The organism is Burkholderia sp. MSMB1835, from assembly GCF_001526365.1.
GTDB lineage: Bacteria > Pseudomonadota > Gammaproteobacteria > Burkholderiales > Burkholderiaceae > Burkholderia.
The window spans coordinates 18,773-37,246 of record NZ_LOYP01000019.1; the positions used below are offsets into that span (position 1 = coordinate 18,773).

19 protein-coding genes are annotated in these 18,474 nt (G+C 67.2%); 7 read left to right on the top strand and 12 right to left on the bottom strand.

Annotation, left to right across the window (positions count from 1 at the left end; all coding sequences use genetic code 11):
* Positions 1–601 precede the first annotated feature (601 nt).
* Positions 602–1,090 (bottom strand): aminoacyl-tRNA deacylase, encoded by a 489-nt coding sequence (locus WS96_RS09485; RefSeq protein WP_034207367.1) that lies wholly within the window; start codon positions 1,088–1,090, stop codon positions 602–604.
* A gap of 455 nt (positions 1,091–1,545) precedes the next feature.
* On the opposite strand from WS96_RS09485, the gene WS96_RS09490 reads away from it, so the two are divergent.
* Entirely contained in the window at positions 1,546–1,839 is a 294-nt protein-coding gene (locus tag WS96_RS09490) for a YciI-like protein (protein WP_034207368.1), read from the top strand.
* Between the two features lie 7 nt (positions 1,840–1,846).
* Here WS96_RS09490 and corA read toward each other — a convergent pair whose 3' ends face one another.
* Positions 1,847–2,824 carry a magnesium/cobalt transporter CorA gene (corA, locus tag WS96_RS09495; protein WP_059832183.1) on the bottom strand — a complete coding sequence of 326 codons (978 nt, stop codon included), beginning with the start codon at positions 2,822–2,824 and terminating at the stop codon, positions 1,847–1,849.
* Positions 2,825–3,025: 201 nt separating this feature from the next.
* Between corA and cydX the strand changes: the two genes are divergently transcribed.
* A complete protein-coding gene (gene cydX, locus WS96_RS32120) occupies positions 3,026–3,172 on the top strand; it encodes a cytochrome bd-I oxidase subunit CydX (RefSeq protein ID WP_034207370.1) in 147 nt (48 codons plus the stop codon).
* The gene (locus WS96_RS09500; protein WP_034207371.1) at positions 3,169–3,786 is read left to right on the top strand and encodes an AAA family ATPase; all 618 of its coding nucleotides are present in this window, start codon (positions 3,169–3,171) and stop codon (positions 3,784–3,786) included. The genes cydX and WS96_RS09500 overlap by 4 nt, the downstream gene beginning before the upstream one ends.
* A gap of 117 nt (positions 3,787–3,903) precedes the next feature.
* Here WS96_RS09500 and WS96_RS09505 read toward each other — a convergent pair whose 3' ends face one another.
* Positions 3,904–5,004, bottom strand: coding sequence for a saccharopine dehydrogenase family protein (locus WS96_RS09505; RefSeq protein ID WP_059832185.1), 1,101 nt, complete (start codon positions 5,002–5,004; stop codon positions 3,904–3,906).
* A 494-nt stretch (positions 5,005–5,498) separates the two neighbouring features.
* Positions 5,499–5,963 (bottom strand): Lrp/AsnC family transcriptional regulator, encoded by a 465-nt coding sequence (locus WS96_RS09510; RefSeq protein WP_006481526.1) that lies wholly within the window; start codon positions 5,961–5,963, stop codon positions 5,499–5,501.
* 248 nt (positions 5,964–6,211) lie between these two features.
* Between WS96_RS09510 and WS96_RS09515 the strand changes: the two genes are divergently transcribed.
* Together WS96_RS09515 and WS96_RS09520 are read left to right on the top strand one after the other, a co-directional pair.
* Positions 6,212–6,763, top strand: coding sequence for a Spy/CpxP family protein refolding chaperone (locus tag WS96_RS09515; protein WP_059832187.1), 552 nt, complete (start codon positions 6,212–6,214; stop codon positions 6,761–6,763).
* Positions 6,764–6,897: 134 nt separating this feature from the next.
* Positions 6,898–7,329, top strand: a complete 432-nt coding sequence (locus tag WS96_RS09520; protein WP_034207373.1) for a PGDYG domain-containing protein — start codon at positions 6,898–6,900, stop codon at positions 7,327–7,329.
* 59 nt (positions 7,330–7,388) lie between these two features.
* Here WS96_RS09520 and WS96_RS09525 read toward each other — a convergent pair whose 3' ends face one another.
* From WS96_RS09525 to WS96_RS09560, 8 genes are all read right to left on the bottom strand, one after another.
* Positions 7,389–7,751, bottom strand: a complete 363-nt coding sequence (locus WS96_RS09525; RefSeq protein ID WP_059832189.1) for a DUF3022 domain-containing protein — start codon at positions 7,749–7,751, stop codon at positions 7,389–7,391.
* 13 nt (positions 7,752–7,764) lie between these two features.
* Positions 7,765–8,553 (bottom strand): YhfC family intramembrane metalloprotease, encoded by a 789-nt coding sequence (locus WS96_RS09530; protein WP_059832191.1) that lies wholly within the window; start codon positions 8,551–8,553, stop codon positions 7,765–7,767.
* A gap of 55 nt (positions 8,554–8,608) precedes the next feature.
* Positions 8,609–9,652, bottom strand: coding sequence for a LacI family DNA-binding transcriptional regulator (locus WS96_RS09535; protein WP_034207376.1), 1,044 nt, complete (start codon positions 9,650–9,652; stop codon positions 8,609–8,611).
* Between the two features lie 332 nt (positions 9,653–9,984).
* A complete protein-coding gene (locus tag WS96_RS09540) occupies positions 9,985–10,950 on the bottom strand; it encodes an NAD(P)-dependent oxidoreductase (protein ID WP_034207377.1) in 966 nt (321 codons plus the stop codon).
* Positions 10,951–10,954: 4 nt separating this feature from the next.
* Positions 10,955–12,235, bottom strand: a complete 1,281-nt coding sequence (locus WS96_RS09545; protein ID WP_034207378.1) for an MFS transporter — start codon at positions 12,233–12,235, stop codon at positions 10,955–10,957.
* A gap of 113 nt (positions 12,236–12,348) precedes the next feature.
* The gene (locus WS96_RS09550) at positions 12,349–13,341 is read right to left on the bottom strand and encodes a sugar kinase (RefSeq protein WP_034207379.1); all 993 of its coding nucleotides are present in this window, start codon (positions 13,339–13,341) and stop codon (positions 12,349–12,351) included.
* Positions 13,342–13,369: 28 nt separating this feature from the next.
* Positions 13,370–14,134 carry a sugar phosphate isomerase/epimerase family protein gene (locus tag WS96_RS09555; RefSeq protein ID WP_059832193.1) on the bottom strand — a complete coding sequence of 255 codons (765 nt, stop codon included), beginning with the start codon at positions 14,132–14,134 and terminating at the stop codon, positions 13,370–13,372.
* A 162-nt stretch (positions 14,135–14,296) separates the two neighbouring features.
* Entirely contained in the window at positions 14,297–15,190 is an 894-nt protein-coding gene (locus tag WS96_RS09560; RefSeq protein ID WP_059832195.1) for a LysR family transcriptional regulator, read from the bottom strand.
* A gap of 112 nt (positions 15,191–15,302) precedes the next feature.
* On the opposite strand from WS96_RS09560, the gene WS96_RS09565 reads away from it, so the two are divergent.
* Entirely contained in the window at positions 15,303–16,379 is a 1,077-nt protein-coding gene (locus WS96_RS09565; protein WP_059832197.1) for a YeiH family protein, read from the top strand.
* 103 nt (positions 16,380–16,482) lie between these two features.
* Positions 16,483–18,216 carry a ClcB-like voltage-gated chloride channel protein gene (locus WS96_RS09570; protein WP_034207383.1) on the top strand — a complete coding sequence of 578 codons (1,734 nt, stop codon included), beginning with the start codon at positions 16,483–16,485 and terminating at the stop codon, positions 18,214–18,216.
* Positions 18,217–18,474: the final 258 nt, after the last annotated feature.

An 18,474-nucleotide genomic window follows, 5' to 3' on the forward strand; every position in this document is an offset into this window, starting at 1 on the left:
TTCTCGCGTGACGATTGGATCTTCGTTACGCACTGATGTCAGCCGAGTCGTTCGTCTTGGGTGCAGAAGATAGCAAGGAAAAAATTTGAGCGTCAAACTTTATTTGATACTCGAATACAAAGTTTGGAGAGTTTGCTCGAATAATGATTTAGTAAACTTCGCCGACCATTTTCCATTGCTTTAGTAATTGATTTGTATGGCGGCCGCACCAATCAAGTGCCTCTCTAAAATAATCACCAACTTAGTGCCAAGCACCGAATTGGCGCGTCGGTAATGAGCATCGCCGGATGCGTTTCGTTGTCACATCGCACGGATGAAATCCGATTGACCATCGTCATGCGGCGCCGGGGCTTGTTCATGCAATGTTCGGATGGGCATTCGCCTCTTGTTTATAAGGAATCCGAATCAAAATAACCGTGCCTTTTCCACCGATCGGATCCATACGATGATCTGCATACCGAATCTGTTTTTTTGATGCCAGAAACCGCTGCGTCAGCGTGAATTCGTTACCCGCCACTTTGCGCGCACCGGCACATCCGCTTCACCGAGGCCGGCGAGACAAATGCCCGCGCATGCTTCGTCGACGCACGACCGGCTTCGCTCAGGACAGCATCATCCCCTGCATCCGGTGCGAGAAATGCGCGCGCTCGGCGGTCTCCATCAGCATCAGGAATTCGTCCTGCATCATGTGAATCAGCGCTTCGTGATCGCCGGCCTCGAAATAGACTTCCGGCTGCTGCGCGAGGCGTTCCTCGAGGAACGTCTTCATCCCGTACGCCATGCAGACCGGCGGCAGCGCGCCCATGTCGCAATCCTTGAACAACTCGCGCAATTCGACCTCCCGGGCGAGCACGAGATGGCGTCCCGTCTTCACCCAGAGATCCGACAGGCGCACGGCATGCGTCGTCGGCAATACGGCGGCGACGTAGCCCTCGGCGTCCTCGAGGAGCACCGTTTTCGCGAGCCGGTCGCCGGGAATATGCGCGGCGGCGGCCGTCTCCATGCTCGTATGACTATAGGGGTGGTACACGATTTCGTACCGCGATGACTTCTGGCGCAGGCAATCCTGCAGGGTGGCTGAGACCGGCATGGCACACCTCGTCTGGGTGAATCGGGCGAACGGCGTTCGCTCCGGATTCGTTCAGCATAGGTCGCATTCTGGCCCAATGGAAACGCCCTCGCGCGACGCCGCTCCAGGTGCCCCGGCAGCCAGCTCCCGTCATTTTTCATCCGTGCGCCTGCCCTCGTCGGCATGCGAGATCGAGACCCGGAACGAGCGTGGCCCCCCCCCCGTCCCTGTAGACGAATTCCAGGTAGTGCGACGTAGACGCGAACGGGTCGGCAATTTGCCGATGTCGAGAAACTAGACTGTTAGTTGCGTTTTCCGAAGAACAACGAGATACCGCCGAGGATGCGCCGTTCAAAAAGCGCCCCCGCGAATGCGCGCCGTCATGCCGGCAAGCCACGTCGCCCACAGCTTTCCCGGTGTCCTATACTGAGCCGGCCGCCCCTTCCTCCGGGCGGAAACCGACTCCTGGAGCGATCATGCATTACCAGTTGATCTACGAACTCGTCGACGATTACCTGTCGCGGCGCGACGCGTTCCGTGCCGAGCATCTCGCGCTCGCGCAGGCCGCGACCCAGCGCGGCGAACTCGTGCTCGCGGGCGCGCTGGCGGATCCGGCCGACCAGGCCGTGCTCGTGTTCGAAGGCGATTCGCCGGAAGCGGCCGAATCGTTCGCACGCGCCGATCCGTACGTGCAGAACGGCCTCGTGAAATCGTGGCGCGTGCGGCCGTGGCGCGTCGTGGTCGGCAAGCACGCGCCGCGTCCCGCGTGATATCGGGCTACAGCCACCCTGCTCGCTTGAAGCGCCACCACAACGCGAGATCGGCGACGGCCATCACCGCGATACAGCCGTAGAACCCGTATTTCAGGTGCAGCTCGGGCATGTTCGCGAAGTTCATCCCGTAGATGCCGGCGATCATCGTCGGTATCGCGAACAGCGCGGCGAACGAGCCGAGCCGCTTGGTCACCTCGTTCTCCGCGAGCGAAATCATCCCGAGGTTGACCTGGATCGCGGTGACGACCATCTCGCGGCGCCCTTCGATCGTCTTCACGATTCGCTGCAGATGGTCGTACACGTCGCGGAAGTAGGCTGCCATCCCGCTGCAGACCTCCGGAATGCGCCCGCCGGTGAGCTTCGCGAGCGGCTCCATCAGCGGCGCCGTGTGCTGGTACAGCAGCACGAGCCGGCGTTTCAGCGAATAGAGATCCTCGATGATCGCGCGCGACGACGCGGGCGTCGCCTTCGCGAAGATGCGATCCTCGAGTTCCTCGAGCTCGTTGCCGAGCGTTTCGAGGATCGGGAAATACCGGTCGACGACCTGGTCCATCAACGCGTAGAACACGAACGCCGACCCCTCGCGCAGCAGATGCGGTTCGCGCTCGCAGCGCTTGCGCACGTCGCGGAAATCCTGCTCGGTGTGATTGCGGATCGACAGCACGTAATTCGGGCCGACGAACACGTTCAGTTCGCCGACCTTGAATTCGTCGTCCTCATCGAGTTCGACCGTATGCAGCACCGCGAACAGCGAATCGCCGTATTCCTCGATCTTCGGCCGTTGATGACCCTTGCGGGCATCCTCCAGCGCCAGCTCGTGCAATCCGAACTCCTCGCCCATCAGATCGATTTCCTCGGGCGTCGGATCCTTCAGCGCGACCCACACGAAGCATTCGGGCTTCGACACGTAATCGCTGATGGCGGCGATGTCGATATCGGCCAGCTTGCGGCCATCCTGGTAAGCAGCACAGTTGATCAGCATGTTGTCCCACGATGTTGCGGTTTGCCCATCAGTTTACCGGTTTGCCGCACGGACGGCCCGGCTTGCGCGGCACGCCGATATTGGTCATGATCGGGCTGCGTGCGCCGCAGCACGCGCATCGGGGCACGTCGACTGGCCCGCCGGGCCTGCGTTGCGCGATGCACAACGGCCGCGCGGCCCCACCGTCAAGGAGACAGACCTATGTGGTATTTCTCGTGGATACTCGGCATCGGCGTGGCACTCGGCTTCGGCATCATCAACGCGATGTGGCTGGAAGCGGAAGTGTTCTCGCGCGGCGAAGAGCGCGGCGACACGTCGCGCCGGAAAGCGGGGAGCCGGTATTCGTGACGCATCTCGTGTTCTTCTGCGGTCACGCCGGCACCGGCAAGACCACGCTCGCGAAGCGGCTCATCGGGCCGCTGATGCGCGCGACCGGCGAGGCGTTCTGCCTGCTCGACAAGGATACGCTGTACGGCCGCTACAGCGCGGCCGCGATGGGCGCGCTCACGGACGATCCGAACGACCGCGACAGCCCGCTCTACCTCAAACATCTTCGCGATCCCGAATACCAGGGCCTGCTCGATACGGCCCGTGAAAATCTCGCGCTCGGCATCGGTGCGCTCGTCGTGGGCCCGCTGTCGCGCGAGGTGCGCGACCGGCGCATCCTCGATCGCACGTGGCTCGGCATCGCGCCCGAGGTCGCGCTGACGGTCGTCTGGGTTCACACGTCGGAAGACGTCGCGCATCAGCGGATCGTCGCGCGCGCCAACCCGAACGACGCGTACAAGCTCGCGCACTGGGACGAATACCGGCAGCGCCGCTTCGTGCCGACCGGCCACGAATGCGACGGCATCGTGATGTTCGACAACACCGCGCCGTCCGACGCGGACATCGACGCGCTGCTGTACCGCATCGTGCCGCCGCCGCAACCGGCGACGATCGTCCCGCCGCTGCCCGCCTGATCGCGCCGCCAGGCGCCCTTCCCGCTTCCTCAAAAAAACAACGCCGGAAGCGCTGCTGCGCTCCCGGCGTCGTACGGCCCTCGTGCCGGACGCTGGCGAATGGTCCGGCAACCGCGGTCAGGCAACCGCGTGCACGCGCTCCATCGTACCGCCGTCGTACAGCTTGCCGAAGCGGTTCGACAGGAACGCCTTCAGCGATACCTTTTCCTGCGGGATGAAACCGCTCTGCGGCAGCTTCTTTTCGCGGAACAGATCCAGCACCGCGCACATCGCGCCGGCCGTCGTGATCTGGATCGCGCTCATGTGCATCCCGCACACGTCCTTCGCGAAGATCTTGCGCGTGAACACGTCCTGCACCAGTTGACCGTCCTTCACGCCCGTCACCGTGACGAACACGAGCACGACGTCCTGCTTCGTCGACGGCACCGCGCGGCGCATGATCGACTTCAGCGTGTCGCGGTCGGTCGACAGGCGCAGGTCTTCCAGCAGGAACTGGATGAGCTCGCGGTGGCCCGGATAGCGCACCGACTTGTAATCGAGCGTCTCGACCTTGCCCGACAGCGTTTCGCACAGCGTGCCGAGGCCGCCCGACGTGTTGAACGCTTCGTATTCGGTGCCGTCGAGCGAGAAGTGCTCGAGGCCTTCGAGCGGCTGCACCCATTGCTTGCGGCCGTCGCGGATCGCTTCGCACGGCTGACAGTATTCGTTGATCAGGCCGTCGACGCTCCACGTGAGGTTGTACTTCAGCGCGTTGGTCGGATATTCGGGCAGCGCGCCGACGCGCATCTTCACGTCGCGCACTTCGCTGAAGCCGTTCACGAGCTCGTGCGCGGCGATGCCGATGAAGCCCGGCGCGAGGCCGCACTGCGGCATGAACGCGCGATCGGAGCCGTCGGCCAGTTCGCGGATCGCGTGCGTGGCGCGCACGTCCTCGGTCAGGTCGAAGTAGTGAACGCCGGCAGCCTTCGCGGCGGCGGCCACATTGACCGCGAGATAGTACGGCAGCGCGTTGACGAGCGCATCGAAGCCCTTCACTGCTTCGCGAATCGCATTGGCATCGGCCGAATCGACCCGCTGCGTCGCAATGCCTTCGCGCGACAGCTTCGCGAGCGCATCCGCGTCGCGGTCGAACGCGACGACTTCGTAGTCGCCCGTTTCACGCAGCATGTGAGCAATGGTGTGGCCGATCAGACCTGCGCCGACGATGGCGATTTTCATGCGCTTATCTCCTGATGATGGGTGTGGTGTTGTGGACGGCGTCGAGCCATGCACACAGTGTAGGGACGCTCAAAATCAGTTCCAAGACGAAGAATGATGCGAAACGACCGATAATTTCGACGTTATGACGATATATTTCGCCGAAATGACATACACGTCTGAAAATCGCGTATAGGGGCTGTCGCGAACCGGTCGTTGGCGGTTGCGCATGGCGACGACGAAGACGAGGACGCACGGCGCGGCGCCGGCACACGAACGGCCCATGCGCGGGATGCGGCACGCCGGTCGAAGCGGCATACGAAAGAGGATTCGGGAGAGATGCGCGACGTGCGCGAAAGGATGATGCCGATGATGGCGGATACCCCGCGCCGATCACGACGTACAGCGAAGGCCAGGACGAATGCGTGCGGGCACCCGACGCGGGGCCGGCGCCCGCGACGCCATGAAACCCGCACCACGCTCGCGCGGTCATGCGCGGCGCGGCATGCGACCGGTCAGCCGCCGATCGTCCCGCGATCGATCTTGCGCGACAGGATGATCGACGTCGTCGTGCGCTCGACGCCTTCGAGCGTGCCGATCTGGTCGAGCAGATCGTTGAGCCGTTCGGGCGAATCGGCGCGCAGCCACGCGACGTAGTCGTACTCGCCGCTCACCGCGCACAGCAGCTGGACTTCCGGCATCCGGTCGAGCTTGCGCAATACGTCCTTGCCGAACTTCGGCGTGAGGATGATGCCGACGTACGCATAGATGCTGGCGTCGAGCACGTCCTGCCCCAGTCGCACGCTGTATCCGGCGATCACGTTGGTGCGTTCGAGACGCGCAATGCGTGCGACGACCGTCGTGCGCGCCACGTCGAGTTGACGCGCGAGATCCGCGACGCTGGCGCGCGCATCGGCTTGCAGCAGCGCGACGAGTTGCCGGTCGAGATCGTCGAGTTGGTCGAGGCGGGGTGGGCGCATGACGCTGGGCCGGTACGCAGATGCCGGCGGAGTGGAAAGTGACGCGATGATAGCGCCGAACGCCGGCGCGCCCAACCGGCATGACCGGATTCGAACCTTTCGATTTCGATTCGTATCGGATGTAAGCAAGTGTCGCATTCGCTGCTGCACTGCATGCAACGTGCTACTAATAGCGGGCGACGCGAGATGCGCGCCGGCGGCGTTGGCCGCCGCGCCCGCTCGCCAGACACCACCCCGGAGAGCCAACCATGAAGAAAATCTCGCTCACCCTCGCTACGCTCGTCGTTGCAGCCAGCGCGTTCGCGCAAACCCCGGCGCAGCCGCAAGCGTCCGCCCAGGCGCCGGCCACGACGGCCGCGGCGTCGGCCCCGAGCGCCGAGCAGCGCGCGGCACGCCACGAAGCGCGCATCGAGCAGCGCATCAAGTACCTGCACGACCAGTTGAAGATCACGTCGGCGCAGGAGCCGCAATGGAAGACGTTCGCCGATACGATGCGCGACAACGGCGCAACGATGGGCCGTCTCTACGGCGAACGGATCGCCAAGCACGACGTGTCCGCGCTCGACGACATGAAGCAGTACGCGGAACTGTCGCAGGCGAACGCCGACGGCGCAAAGAAGCTCGCCGACGCCTTCGCGCCGCTCTACGAGAGCTTCCCGGCCGAGCAGAAGGCGCTGGCCGACACGACCTTCCGCAACTGGCTGCACCACGGCGGCGAGCACCGCGGCAAGGGCAGGACGAAGGGCAAGGAAGGCAACGCGGCCGCCGCGCCGGCCGCGAGCGCTCCCGCGCAGCCCTGACGCCCTCCTCGCCGGCGCCGTGCTGCCCGTCCGGGCCGAACGGCGCCGCGCCGCTGGCGGCATCGGCGCGTCACACGGCGCGCCGAATTCGGGATAAGCTCCCGGCTTTTCCCGCTTTCCCGCCCTTTCCCGCCATGCTCGAACTCAAGCAACTCGATCTGCGTACCGATCCGCAGGCCCGTCGCGTCGTCAAGGACGAAACCGTCGCCGTGTCGTTCGCGCAGGCCGACGGCGAACTGATGAGCCTCGAAGGCCCGAACCGTTATGCTGTGGGCGACGCGCTGATCACCGGCTCGACCGGCGACCGCTGGGTCGTGTCGCGCGCGCGCTTCGACGCCAAATACCTGCCCGCCGATCCGGCGCTCGCGCACGGTGCGCCGGGCGCTTACCGCAACCGGCCGGCCGTCGTGCTCGCACGCCGGATGGACGAGCCGTTCACGATCGCCCGCTCGGAGAACGGCGACACGCTGCGCGGCGTCGCCGGCGACTGGGTGATGCAATACGCGCCGGGCGACTACGGTGTCGTGCAGGCGCAGCGCTTCGCGCAGGTCTATCGCGACGCGTAATTCACCCGCGTAATGCACCCGCGTAATGCACCGCGCCGGCCCAAGGCCGGCGCCGCTGCTCACGCGAAGTCTTCGTCGAGCTCGAGTTCCGCGTCGCGCTCGACGGTCTCGCCGGCCGCGTGTCGCTCTTCGAGCGATCCGAGCATCGCTTCCGTATACGCATGCAGCACCGCATGGCTGCGCGCGCGCTGCATCGGCTTGAGCGCCAGGTAGCGCGCGAGCGCGGCTGGCACGATCCGGATGTCGAGCGTCATCCGCTTCGGCGTCGCGCCGAAACGCATCGCCAGCCAGTGCACGGACAGGAAGCGCCCGCGCGTGTCGCTGCTTTCGGCGAAGCGCGTCTGCTCCGGAAACAGATCGCAGATCACGCGTGCGAGCGCGTCGAATTCGGCGCTCGGGCATTCGATCAGATAGTCGTCCATGCCGTGTCTCCCGTCAGGCCGCCGCACGCGACGGCCGGCACGCCTTCGCCAGCACGACCGCCAGGATCGCGGCCAGCACGAAATGCGCGGCCTCGACCCATGCGGCCGGCAGCACGCGCACCTGGTACAGCAGCGTCGGCGTCGCCGCGAGCGCATGCAGCACGATCGCGAGCGGCAACACGGCCATCCGGCCGGCCCGCACGCCGCGCCACACCAGCACCGACAGCGCCAGTTGCACCGCGAACGCCGCGCAGCGTTCGAGCAGCAACAGCAGGATCGACTGGACCGACAGCGTCGCGAGCATCATGTGCAGCCGCACGACGGTGTCGACCGGCAGGTCGGACAACTGCGTCTCGAGCTGGCCGCGGCTCGCGAGCCACGCGAGATACGACCACTGGCCCCACACCAGCACGCCGACGAACCACGCTTCGGCGCCGCCGTGACCGATCCCGTAGCCGATGCCGCGAGCGTCGCCGGCCGATGCGCCATAGCGGCGGTTCAGCACGCGCATCCCGAGATAGCGGCCGACTTCCTCGAATACGGCGGTCGCAAGCGCGCCGTACGCGACGAACGCGAGCGGCTGCGTGAGCCAGCCGTCCTCGGGCGTGTGGCTCAGCACGAGCCCGTGGAACGCGCGCTCGAGGATCATGGCAAACAGCGTGAAGACGGCGACGCCGACGATCGTGTCGCGGCGATTGAGCGCAAGCGGCTTGCGCAGGATGCGATAGAGGACGAGCGGCAGCAGCGCGATGATCAGCGTGGCAGCGATCAGCGCCGCCAGCGTGACGGGAGCGACAGTCATGTATTTCCTTGGTTCGAGGCAACGCACCCGATGCGCCGCGTGCCCCGAATGATACTCAGCTTGCGGTCGACGCGCGCGCAATCAGCTCGCCGGGCAGCATCGCGACGCGCACGTCGCCCGCCGCGCCGTCGATCCGCTCGTGCACGAATTCGACGGCCTTGTAGCCGATTTCGTAGGTGGGCTGACGGATCGTCGTGATGCCGATCAGCTCGGCCCACTCCGGATCGTCGATCGACAGCAGCGCCGCCTGCTGCTGCCACGCGGCGCCGAAGCGCGCGCGCAGGTGGCGCGCGATCGCCAACGCGACCGGCGCATTCGCGGCGAACAGCGCCGCGCGCACGCCGCGCCGGGCCGCGTGATCGATGCGCGCATCGACGTCGGCGAGCGCCGCCGCGGCCGCGTCGGGCGCGTTCAGGTCGAGCACGACCGTCGACGGCACCGCCAGCCCGCGCGCGGCCAGCGCCGCGCGGAACGCGGCCTCGCGCACGCGCCGCGAGCTGACGCGCTCGAACGGCTGCACGACGAAATGGATCGCGTCGAAACCGTGTTCGACCAGGTGCGCGAGCGCCGTCTCGATCGCGTCGTCGTTGTCGAGGCCGATCAGGTCGGCCTCGAAGCCCTCGACCGTGCGGTCGACGAGCACGGCCGGAATACCCGCGCCGCGCAACGGGCGCAGCACGTCTTCGTCGGCGCCGAGCGCGTTGACGATCAGCCCTTCGACGCGGTAGGTCGTGAGCAGTTGCAGGAAGCGGCGCTCCATCTCGACTTCGTTCGCTGCGTGACAGATGAGCGGCATGTAGCCGAGCGCATGGCACGCGGCCTCGACGCCCTGCAGCACTTCGACGGTGTAAGGATTGGTCAGATCGGCCGCGAGCATGCCGAGCAGCCGGTTGCGGCCGCGCTTGAGCCCGCGCGCCATCTGGTTCGGCCGGTAGTTGAGCCGCGCGATGGCCGCTTCGATCCGCTGGCGCAGATCGACGGACAACACGTGCGTCTCGCCGTTCAGGTAGCGCGAAACGCTGGTCTTGCCCGTACCGGCCTCACGCGCGACGTCGCTGATCGTCGCCGGACGCGTGGTGGAAGGTTGCGAATCGGTCACTGTCGTGCCTCGCGACGTACGATCCGCGCCGCTTCGTGAGCAGACGGACCATTGTTGTTGGAAACGTAAGCCAACCGGCGGCCTCCCTTGTCCTGGCGCGTCGGCGCCTGCGCCGGCCCGATGCTTCGCGCTCGCGCAGCGCCCGCCGGTCGCGTGCTACGGCAGTCGGCCGCACCGGAGCTGGCGCGGATGCCCGTCGCCCGATGCAGCCGGCCGCGCGGCCGACCGTCGATGCGACGAGAGCGGGCGATCATAACGCAGCCGGCCCGCCGGCACCAAGATCATCGACTCTAACGGCGCCGGCGCCGCGCCAGCCGGTTGCCGGAGGCGGCTCAGGCGTGCGCCAGCGCATCCGGATTGACGAGATTCGTGCGCAGCGTGCCGGCCAGCGCGCCGACCAGGTTTTCCGCGGCGCAGCGCGCCATCGCATGGCGCGTCTCGTGCGTCGCCGAGCCGATATGCGGCAGCGCGACGACGTTCTTCATCTGCAGCAGCGGCGAATCCGCCGGCAGCGGCTCCTTCTCGAACACGTCGAGCCCCGCGCCCCGGATCGTCCCCGCGCGCAGCGCGTCGACCAGCGCCGCTTCGTCGACGACGGGCCCGCGCGACGCGTTGATCAGGATCGCACTGCGCTTCATCTTCGCGAATTCGGGCGCGCCGATCAGGTGGCGCGTGTCGGGCGACAGCGGCACCTGCAGGCACACGAAATCCGACTGCGCGAGCAGCGCATCGAGCGTCACGCGCCGGGCGCCGTACTGCGTCTCGGCCTCGGCATGCGCGGACCGGTTCGCGTACAGCACCTGCATCCGGAAGCCGAGCGCCGCGCGCCGCGCGACCGCGCCGCCGATCCGCCCGAGCCCGACGATGCCGAGCGTCTTGCCCTGCACGTCGGTGCCGTACAGGTCCGGGCCGATGCTGCGATGCCAATGGCCGGCCTTCACCCATTCGGCCAGTTCGACCACGCGCCGTGCGGAGGCCAGGATCAGCGAAAACACCGTGTCGGCCGTCGACTCGGTCAGCACGTCCGGCGTATGCGCGAGCACGATGCCGCGCCGCGTGAGATCGGCGACGTCGAAGTTGTCGTAGCCGACCGAGATCGTCGACCACGCCTTCAGCCGCGGCGCGCGGTCGAGCATCTGCGGCGTGACCTTCAGGCTCGCGCCGATCGCGCCGTCCGCGTCGCCGAGCGCAGCGGCGAGCGCGTCGGCGCCGTCGGCCTGCACCACCTCCGCATGCTCGCGCAGGTACGCGAGAACGTCATCGGGCAGCGGCTTGTACGCGACGATACGGGGCTTCATCGTTTCATTTTCCTTGCAGCGGCGCCGCGAGCGGATGCGCATCGCGCGCCTGGGGTTTGACGGACAGCGTGAGGATCACCGCGGCGACGAGCGCGGCGCTCATGAAGGCGTACGACGCGACGGGCGACCCGGTCGCACCGTTCAGGTAGCCGACGAAATACGAGCCGACGAACGAACCGAGCGCGCCCATGCTGTTGATCAGCGCCATCGCGCCGCCGGCGACGTTCTTCGGCAGCAGTTCCGGCACGATCGCGAAGAACGGGCCGTACGGTGCGTACATCGCGGCGCCCGCGACGACCAGCAGCGCATACGAGATCCAGAAATGCGACGAGCCGAGCGCGTACGACGCGGCGAACGCGGCCGCGCCGACCAGCAGGAACGGCCACACGAAGCCGCGGCGCGAACCGACCTTGTCGGACGCCCACGACGCGGCGAGCATCGCGATCGTCGCCGCCAGGTACGGCAGCGCGGACAACCAGCCGGTCGCGACCATCCCGAGATCGGAACCGTTCTTCACGATCGACGGCAGCCACAGCACGAAGCCGTACACGCCGATGCTCCAGCAGAAATACTGCGCGCACAGCTTGATCACGGCCGGCGAGCGGAACGCCTCGCCATAGTTGCGGACCGGCTTGATCGCCGCCTGCTCGGCCGCGAGCGCGGCGTCGAGGTCGCGCTTTTCCTGCGCGCTCAACCACGGCGAATCGGCCGGCTTGTCCTGCACGAGGCACCACCAGCACACGGCCCAGATGACGGCCGGGACGCCTTCGGCGATGAACATGTGGCGCCAGCCGAATTCATGCACGAGATAACCGGACACGATCGACATCCACAGCACGGTGACCGGATTGCCGAGGATCAGGAACGTATTCGCGCGCGAGCGCTCGTTCTTCGTGAACCAGTTGCTGATGTAGATCAGCATCGCCGGCATCACGGCCGCCTCGACGACGCCCAGCACGAAGCGGATCGCCATCAGCGACGGGATGTTGCTGACCACGCCGGTCAGGGCCGCGCAGCCGCCCCACAGCACGAGACTGACGAACACGAGCTTCTTCACGCTGCGGCGTTCCGCGTAGATCGCGCCGGGGATCTGGAAGAAGAAGTAGCCGAGGAAGAACAGCGCGCCGATCAGCGACGACAGGCCCTTGCTGATCCCGAGGTCCTGGTTGATGCCGGCCGCCGCCGCGAACCCGTAGTTCGCGCGATCGAGGTAAGCGAGGCTGTACGTGATGAAGACGATCGGCATGATCGTCCACCACCGACGCGCTGCGAGATTGGCTGCCATGAGAGTGTCTCCGTATAGGGGCCGCAGTGGGCGCCAGCGCCCGCCCGGCCTCGAACAAAACTACCGTGCGTCGCGCACGAAATGGATCCGCGGATTGTGCCGTGTCCGGCCTCTCATTGCGCGGTGACGGTTTCCTCTAAGCGATCGGCGCGATTGTCGACACTTTCGAGACGGTCGAGCGCGTCGCGCGTCGGCAACCCTTCCGAATCGCCGATCACCTGGATCGCGAGCGCACCGATCCGGTTGCCGCGCGCGACCGCCTGCTCGACGCTGCGGCCTTCGAGCAGCGCGCTGACCACGCCGACCGCGAAGCCGTCGCCGGCGCCGACCGTGTCGACGACGCGCTCGACGCGCTCGCCGGCGACCGTGCCTTCGCGACCGTCGGCCGTGCGGAAATACGCGCCTTGCTCGCCGAGCTTGATCACGACGCCGCGCGCGCCCCGCGCGAGATAGAAGCCCGCGATGTCGGCCGGCGTCTCGTGCCCGGTCAATTGTCGACCTTCGGCCAGGCCCGGCAACACCCAGTCGGCGAGCGTCGCGAGGGCATTCAGCGTCTTCGCCATCACGTCGGCGGACGGCCACAGCGTCGGGCGCAGGTTCGGGTCGAACGAGATCGTCTTGCCGGCCGCACGCATCTCGCGCGCGAGCCGGAACGCGAGTTCGCACGACGTCGCCGAAATCGCCGGCGCGACGCCCGTCAGGTGCAGATGGCGCGCGCCGAGCACGTAGTCGGCCACGTAGTCGTCGCACGACAGGTGGCTCGCCGCCGAGCCCTTGCGGAAATATTCGACGGTCGGATCGCTGCCGTCGTCGTTGCGCGACTTCAGCTGGAAGCCGGTCGGGTAGCGCGGATCGACGGTCACGCACGACGCGTCGATTCCCTCGCGCGCCAGCGTGTCGAGCACGTAGCGGCCGAACGAATCGCGGCCGACCCGGCTCATCCAGCCGACCCGGAAACCGAGCCGCGACAGGCCGATCGCGACGTTGAGATCGGCGCCCGCGATCCGCTTCGCGAATTGCCCGGCGTGCGCGAGATGGCCCGGCTCCGTCGCGACGAACATCGCCATCGCTTCGCCGTAGGTCACGACATCGAGTGCTGTTTTCATGACTGAACTCCTCAGGATCCTTCCGCCGTCACGCGGTCGCAAGCCATGCGACGCGCCGGCAGGCATCGCCGGCCAGATCGGCCGCGTCGAACGGGAACTCGATGCCGCGCGGCGCGTGCTGCGGCAGCGCGGCGAGTACGCCGGTCACGAGCGGATCGTTCGGCGCCGGCGCGACGGCGAAACGACGCGCGCCCTCGCCTTCGATGGTCTTGCAGTGAATGTATTCCACATGCGGCGCGAGCACCTGCGCGCAGTCGAGCGGCGCTTCGCCGCGCCACTGCCAGTTGCCGATGTCGAACGTCATGCCGAGCGCATCGGGCATGCCGGCCTCGGACAACGCGTCGAACAGCCCGCGGAACTGCGCGAACGCACCGCCGAGCTCGAGCTGGCCGTTCTCGACCACCACGCGGGCCCGCGCGCCGCGCGCCAGCGCGACGATCTCGGCCGCGTGCGCGTCGCCGGCGAAGCCGCCGAGCTGGAATTTCATCAAGCGCGCGCCGAGCGCATCGGCTTGCGCGAGCGCATCGCGCAAGGCGTCGGCATCGAGCGCCCCCGTTTCCGTGTACAGCGAGTCCGGGGTCGAATAGACCGACCACAGCCCGTGGCCGGCGATCTGCGCACCGAGCGCGGCCAGCGCGCCGGGCGCCGTATCGTCGTCCGACGCGAACAACTCGCGCCGCACCTCGAAACCGGCCGCCCCGGATGCCGCCACGGTGGCGATGAATGCACTGTGGCCCTCCTGGCGCACCCGGTCCATCCCGAATGCGCTCGCCACGATCACGATGTCTGCCATGTTGCCCTTTCTCAACCGGAATGGAACCGGTTCCATTTGCTTGAGACGGATGGTGCGCCTCGCGTCGGACCCACGCCATAGAGGAAATCCCTAAGGCCGTGTCGTCGCACGAATACGCGCGCAACCGTATGCAACGCGTGTTCCCGGCGCGGCGGCGAGCGCCTACGCGAGGTCCTGCGCGAGGCTCATTTCGAGGAATTGCGCGGCGACCCGCGACGGGGCGCCGCCATGCGGCACGAGAATGGAGAAATGCCGCGTGAGCGGCGCGGGCGCCAGCGAGCGCGGCACGAGCGCGGCATCCTCGTGACGCAGCGACATCGCGGACACGAACCCGACGCCCATTCCTGCGCGGACGGCCTCCTTCACCGCCTCGACCCCCGCGATCTCGAACGCGACGCGCATCGGCGCGCCGGCCTGCGCGAACGCGCGCTCGACGAGTTGCCGCACGGCGGAACCCGCCTCGCGCAGCACGAGCGGATGGGCGGCGAGCGCGTCGAGCGTCACGTCCGCGTCATGGCCGGGCGCCGCGAGCGGATGGCCGGCCGGCACGATCGCGACGATCTCGTCCTCGTGCCACGCGTGCACGGCCGTGCCCGGCGGCAACGTCTCGCCGGGCGGCCCTTCGATCAGCGCGATGTCGAGCGACGGCAGCGCCGCGACCACGTCGGCCGTATTGCCGCTCATCGTCTGGATCGACACGCGCGGCGCGCGCGGCTGGAACGCCGCGATCAGATACGGCAGCAGATAGCTCGCGGGCGTCGTGCTCGCGCCGATGCGCAGCGTGCCGGCCTCCAGCCCGCGTATCGCGTCTCGAAACGCACGCGCCTGCGCGAACGTGTCGCGCTGCGCCCTCGCGTATTGCGCGAGTTGCTCGCCGACCGGCGTCAGGCGGATGCCGCGGCCGTCGCGCTGGTACAGCGGCTCGCCGAACTCGTCCTGCAGCAGCCGCAACTGGCCCGATACGGCCGGCTGCGACAGATGCAGCGCCACGGCGGCGCGGCTGATGTTCAGATGCTCGGCGACGGCGGCGAACGTTATCAGTTGATCCGGGGTCATGGGGATGAATTATCGGCTTTCCGGATAGTTTACGTCACAAATCACAATTTTTCATATCGATATAACGAAACTAGGATTACACCATCGCCACACGCTCCATCACGGTGCCTCCATGTCCACTGCCCCGACTTCCCCTCTCAGCCATGCCGCGCCGTCGATGCGCGGCCAGTTGAACGGCGTGCTGTTCGTCGCGCTGTTCGCCGCCGCCGTCACGCGCCTCGCCGAGCTTCCCGCGATCGCGGGGCTCGGCCTGTCGCCGCTGATCGTCGGCATCGTCGCCGGGGCGGCGTACGGCAACGGGCTGCGCGACGGCATGCCGGCCAGCTGGGCGGCCGGTGTCGATTTCTCCGCACGCAAGCTGCTGCGCATCGCGGTCGCCTTCTTCGGGTTGCGCGTGAGCCTGCAGGAAATCGCGCAGGTCGGGCTGCCGTGCCTCGCGGTGTCGGTGCTGATCGTCGTCAGCACGCTCGCGATCGGCACCTGGGTCGGCATGAAGCTGATGAAGCTCGACCGCGACGCCGCGCTGCTGACCGCCGCCGGCAGCGCGATCTGCGGTGCGGCCGCCGTGCTCGCGTTCGAGTCGACGCTGCAGTCCAAGCCGCACCAGAGCGCGATGGCCGTGGGCAGCGTCGTGCTGTTCGGCACGCTGTCGATGTTCCTGTACCCGGTCGCCTATCACGCCGGGTTGCTGAACCTCGATCCGGCCGGCCTCGGCCTGTTCTTCGGCGGCACGATCCACGAAGTCGCGCAGGTGGTCGGCGCGGCGAGCGACATCAGCCCGCAGGTCGCGCACGTCGCGACGATCGTGAAGATGACGCGCGTGATGCTGCTGGTGCCGGTGCTGCTCGCGCTCGGCTGGTGGCTCGCCCGTTCGGCGCGCCCGGCTCGCGACGCGGCCGGCGGCGCGCAAGCCAGGCGCAAGGTGGCGGTTCCCTGGTTCGCGCTCGGCTTCCTCGGCTTCGTGATCGTCAATTCGCTGAACGTGCTGCCTGCGGACGTCACGCATGCGCTGAACGTGCTCGACACCTTCGCGCTGACGATGGCCATGACCGCGCTCGGCATCGAGACGCGTGTCGCGCAGATCCGCGCAGCCGGCCCGCGTGCGCTGATGACCGGCCTGATCCTGTACGTGTGGCTGATCGCCGGCGGCTACGGGATCACCTGGGCCGTGCAGCACTGGCTTGGCTGAGCCGCACGTCCGTGACGGTTCGCGCGCCGCGCCCGACGGGAAGGTCCCGCGGGCGCGGCGCAGTGCTATGCTTCGCGTCGTTTTCCATCGCCCCCTTTCAGCCGTGCTCTCGTTTCTGCTGAAGCTGCGCACTCGCGCCCAAACGCTGTTCCGCCTGTCGGACGCCCATACGATGCTGATCTGGTCGGCCATCGTCGGCGTCGGCGGCGCCTTTGCGACGATGGCGTTCCGCGAAGGCATCGACCTGATGCAGCACCTGATCTCGGGGCAGAGCGGCAGCTTCGTGCAGATGGCGAAGCGCCTGCCGTGGTACGTGCGATTCTGGATGCCGGCCGCGGGCGGCTTCCTCGCCGGCTGCGTGCTGCTGCTCGCGACGCGCGGCGACCGTCAGGCCGCCAACACCGACTACATGGAATCGGTCGCGCTCGGCAACGGCGTCGTACCGGTACGGCAGAGCCTGTGGCGCAGCGTGTCGTCGCTGCTGACGATCGGCAGCGGCGGCTCGATCGGCCGCGAAGGCCCGATGGTGCAGCTCGCGGCGCTCGCGGCGTCGCTCGTCGGCCGCTTCGCGCACTTCGACCCGCCGCGTCTGCGCCTGCTGGTCGCCTGCGGCGCGGCGGCCGGCATCACGTCCGCTTACAACGCGCCGATCGCCGGCGCCTTTTTCGTATCGGAGATCGTGCTCGGCACGATCGCGATGGAGAGCTTCGGGCCGATGGTGGTCGCGTCGGTCGTCGCGAACATCGTGATGCGCGAATTCGCCGGCTACCGGCCGCCGTACGAGATGCCGGTGTTTCCGGCCGTGACCGGCCCCGAGGTGCTGCTGTTCGTCGTGCTCGGCGCGCTGTGCGGCGTGCTGGCGCCGCAGTTCCTGCACCTGCTCGACGCGTCGAAGACGCAGTTCAAGCGGCTGCCCGTGCCGCTGCCCGTGCGGCTCGCGCTCGGCGGCCTGGTCGTCGGCGTGATCTCGGTGTGGATTCCGGACGTGTGGGGCAACGGCTACAGCGTCGTGAACCACATCCTCCATTCGCCGTGGACCTGGCAGGCGCTCGTCGCGGTCCTCGTGTTCAAGGTCATCGCGACCGCCGCGACGGCCGGCTCGGGCGCGATCGGCGGCGTGTTCACGCCGACGCTGTTCGTCGGCGCCGTGTTCGGCTCGCTGTTCGGGCTCGCGATGGACGCGCTGTGGCCGGGCCATACGTCCGCGTATTTCGCGTACGCGATCGTCGGGATGGGCGCGTTCATGGCGGGCGCCACGCAAGCGCCGCTGATGGCGATCCTGATGATCTTCGAGATGACGCTGAGCTATCAGGTCGTGCTGCCGCTGCTGGTGTCGTGCGTGTTCGCGTATTTCGTCGCGCGCGCGACGGGCACGACGTCGATGTACGAGATCACGCTGCACCACTACCAGGACGCGCAGGAGCGGCAGCGCCTGCGCACCACGCAGATGCGCGAGCTGATCCAGCCCGCGCAGACGGTCGTGCCGCTCACCGCGAGCGTCGCCGACATGACGCGCGTGTTTCTCGAATATCCGGTGAAGTATCTGTACGTGACCGACGACGCCGGACGCTTTCGCGGCGCGGTCGCGCTGAAGGACATCACGTCGGACCTGCTCGACAAGCGCGACACGACCGACAAGACGGCCGCGCACTACGCGCATACGCCGTTTCCGCTGCTCACGCCCGACATGCCGCTCGCGACCGCGCTCGAGCGCTTCATGGCGTTCCAGGGCGAACGGCTGCCGGTGATCGAGAGCGAAGCCGAGCCGACGCTCGCGGGCGTCGTCTACAAGACGTCGCTGCTCGACGCGTACCGGCGGATGACCGGCGAACGCTGACCGGAGGCCGCGCGCTTCGTCCCCCCATCCCGCGCAACGCTTCCCTGCTCTTCTCGTTCGTTTCCGCCGGCGCGCGCCGACGTCGCGCCGCCTCTGCCGGTGCACGTGTTTCAAAATATTTGCACGAGCGGAATTTCCGTTTTCTCACCCGGAAAATCCTGCACGAAAAATCAACGCTCCATTGTTTCATTTCACCCGAATCAATAGAGCCGACCACCCAGAAAATAAAAAATAAATTACCTATCCTTCGTCGTTGCA

Bases quoted from the DNA above. Each gene is read 5' to 3' on its own strand.
- WS96_RS09490 (WP_034207368.1), top strand. From the start codon at position 1,546: ATGCATTACCAGTTGATCTACGAACTCGTCGACGATTACCTGTCGCGG.
- WS96_RS09520 (WP_034207373.1), top strand. From the start codon at position 6,898: ATGCTCGAACTCAAGCAACTCGATCTGCGTACCGATCCGCAGGCCCGT.
- WS96_RS09505 (WP_059832185.1), bottom strand. From the start codon at position 5,004: ATGAAAATCGCCATCGTCGGCGCAGGTCTGATCGGCCACACCATTGCT.
- WS96_RS09510 (WP_006481526.1), bottom strand. From the start codon at position 5,963: ATGCGCCCACCCCGCCTCGACCAACTCGACGATCTCGACCGGCAACTC.
- WS96_RS09530 (WP_059832191.1), bottom strand. From the start codon at position 8,553: ATGACTGTCGCTCCCGTCACGCTGGCGGCGCTGATCGCTGCCACGCTG.
- WS96_RS09550 (WP_034207379.1), bottom strand. From the start codon at position 13,341: ATGAAAACAGCACTCGATGTCGTGACCTACGGCGAAGCGATGGCGATG.
- WS96_RS09485 (WP_034207367.1), bottom strand. From the start codon at position 1,090: ATGCCGGTCTCAGCCACCCTGCAGGATTGCCTGCGCCAGAAGTCATCG.
- corA (WP_059832183.1), bottom strand. From the start codon at position 2,824: ATGCTGATCAACTGTGCTGCTTACCAGGATGGCCGCAAGCTGGCCGAT.
- WS96_RS09565 (WP_059832197.1), top strand. From the start codon at position 15,303: ATGTCCACTGCCCCGACTTCCCCTCTCAGCCATGCCGCGCCGTCGATG.
- cydX (WP_034207370.1), top strand. From the start codon at position 3,026: ATGTGGTATTTCTCGTGGATACTCGGCATCGGCGTGGCACTCGGCTTC.
- WS96_RS09560 (WP_059832195.1), bottom strand. From the start codon at position 15,190: ATGACCCCGGATCAACTGATAACGTTCGCCGCCGTCGCCGAGCATCTG.
- WS96_RS09555 (WP_059832193.1), bottom strand. From the start codon at position 14,134: ATGGCAGACATCGTGATCGTGGCGAGCGCATTCGGGATGGACCGGGTG.
- WS96_RS09515 (WP_059832187.1), top strand. From the start codon at position 6,212: ATGAAGAAAATCTCGCTCACCCTCGCTACGCTCGTCGTTGCAGCCAGC.
- WS96_RS09540 (WP_034207377.1), bottom strand. From the start codon at position 10,950: ATGAAGCCCCGTATCGTCGCGTACAAGCCGCTGCCCGATGACGTTCTC.
- WS96_RS09525 (WP_059832189.1), bottom strand. From the start codon at position 7,751: ATGGACGACTATCTGATCGAATGCCCGAGCGCCGAATTCGACGCGCTC.
- WS96_RS09545 (WP_034207378.1), bottom strand. From the start codon at position 12,235: ATGGCAGCCAATCTCGCAGCGCGTCGGTGGTGGACGATCATGCCGATC.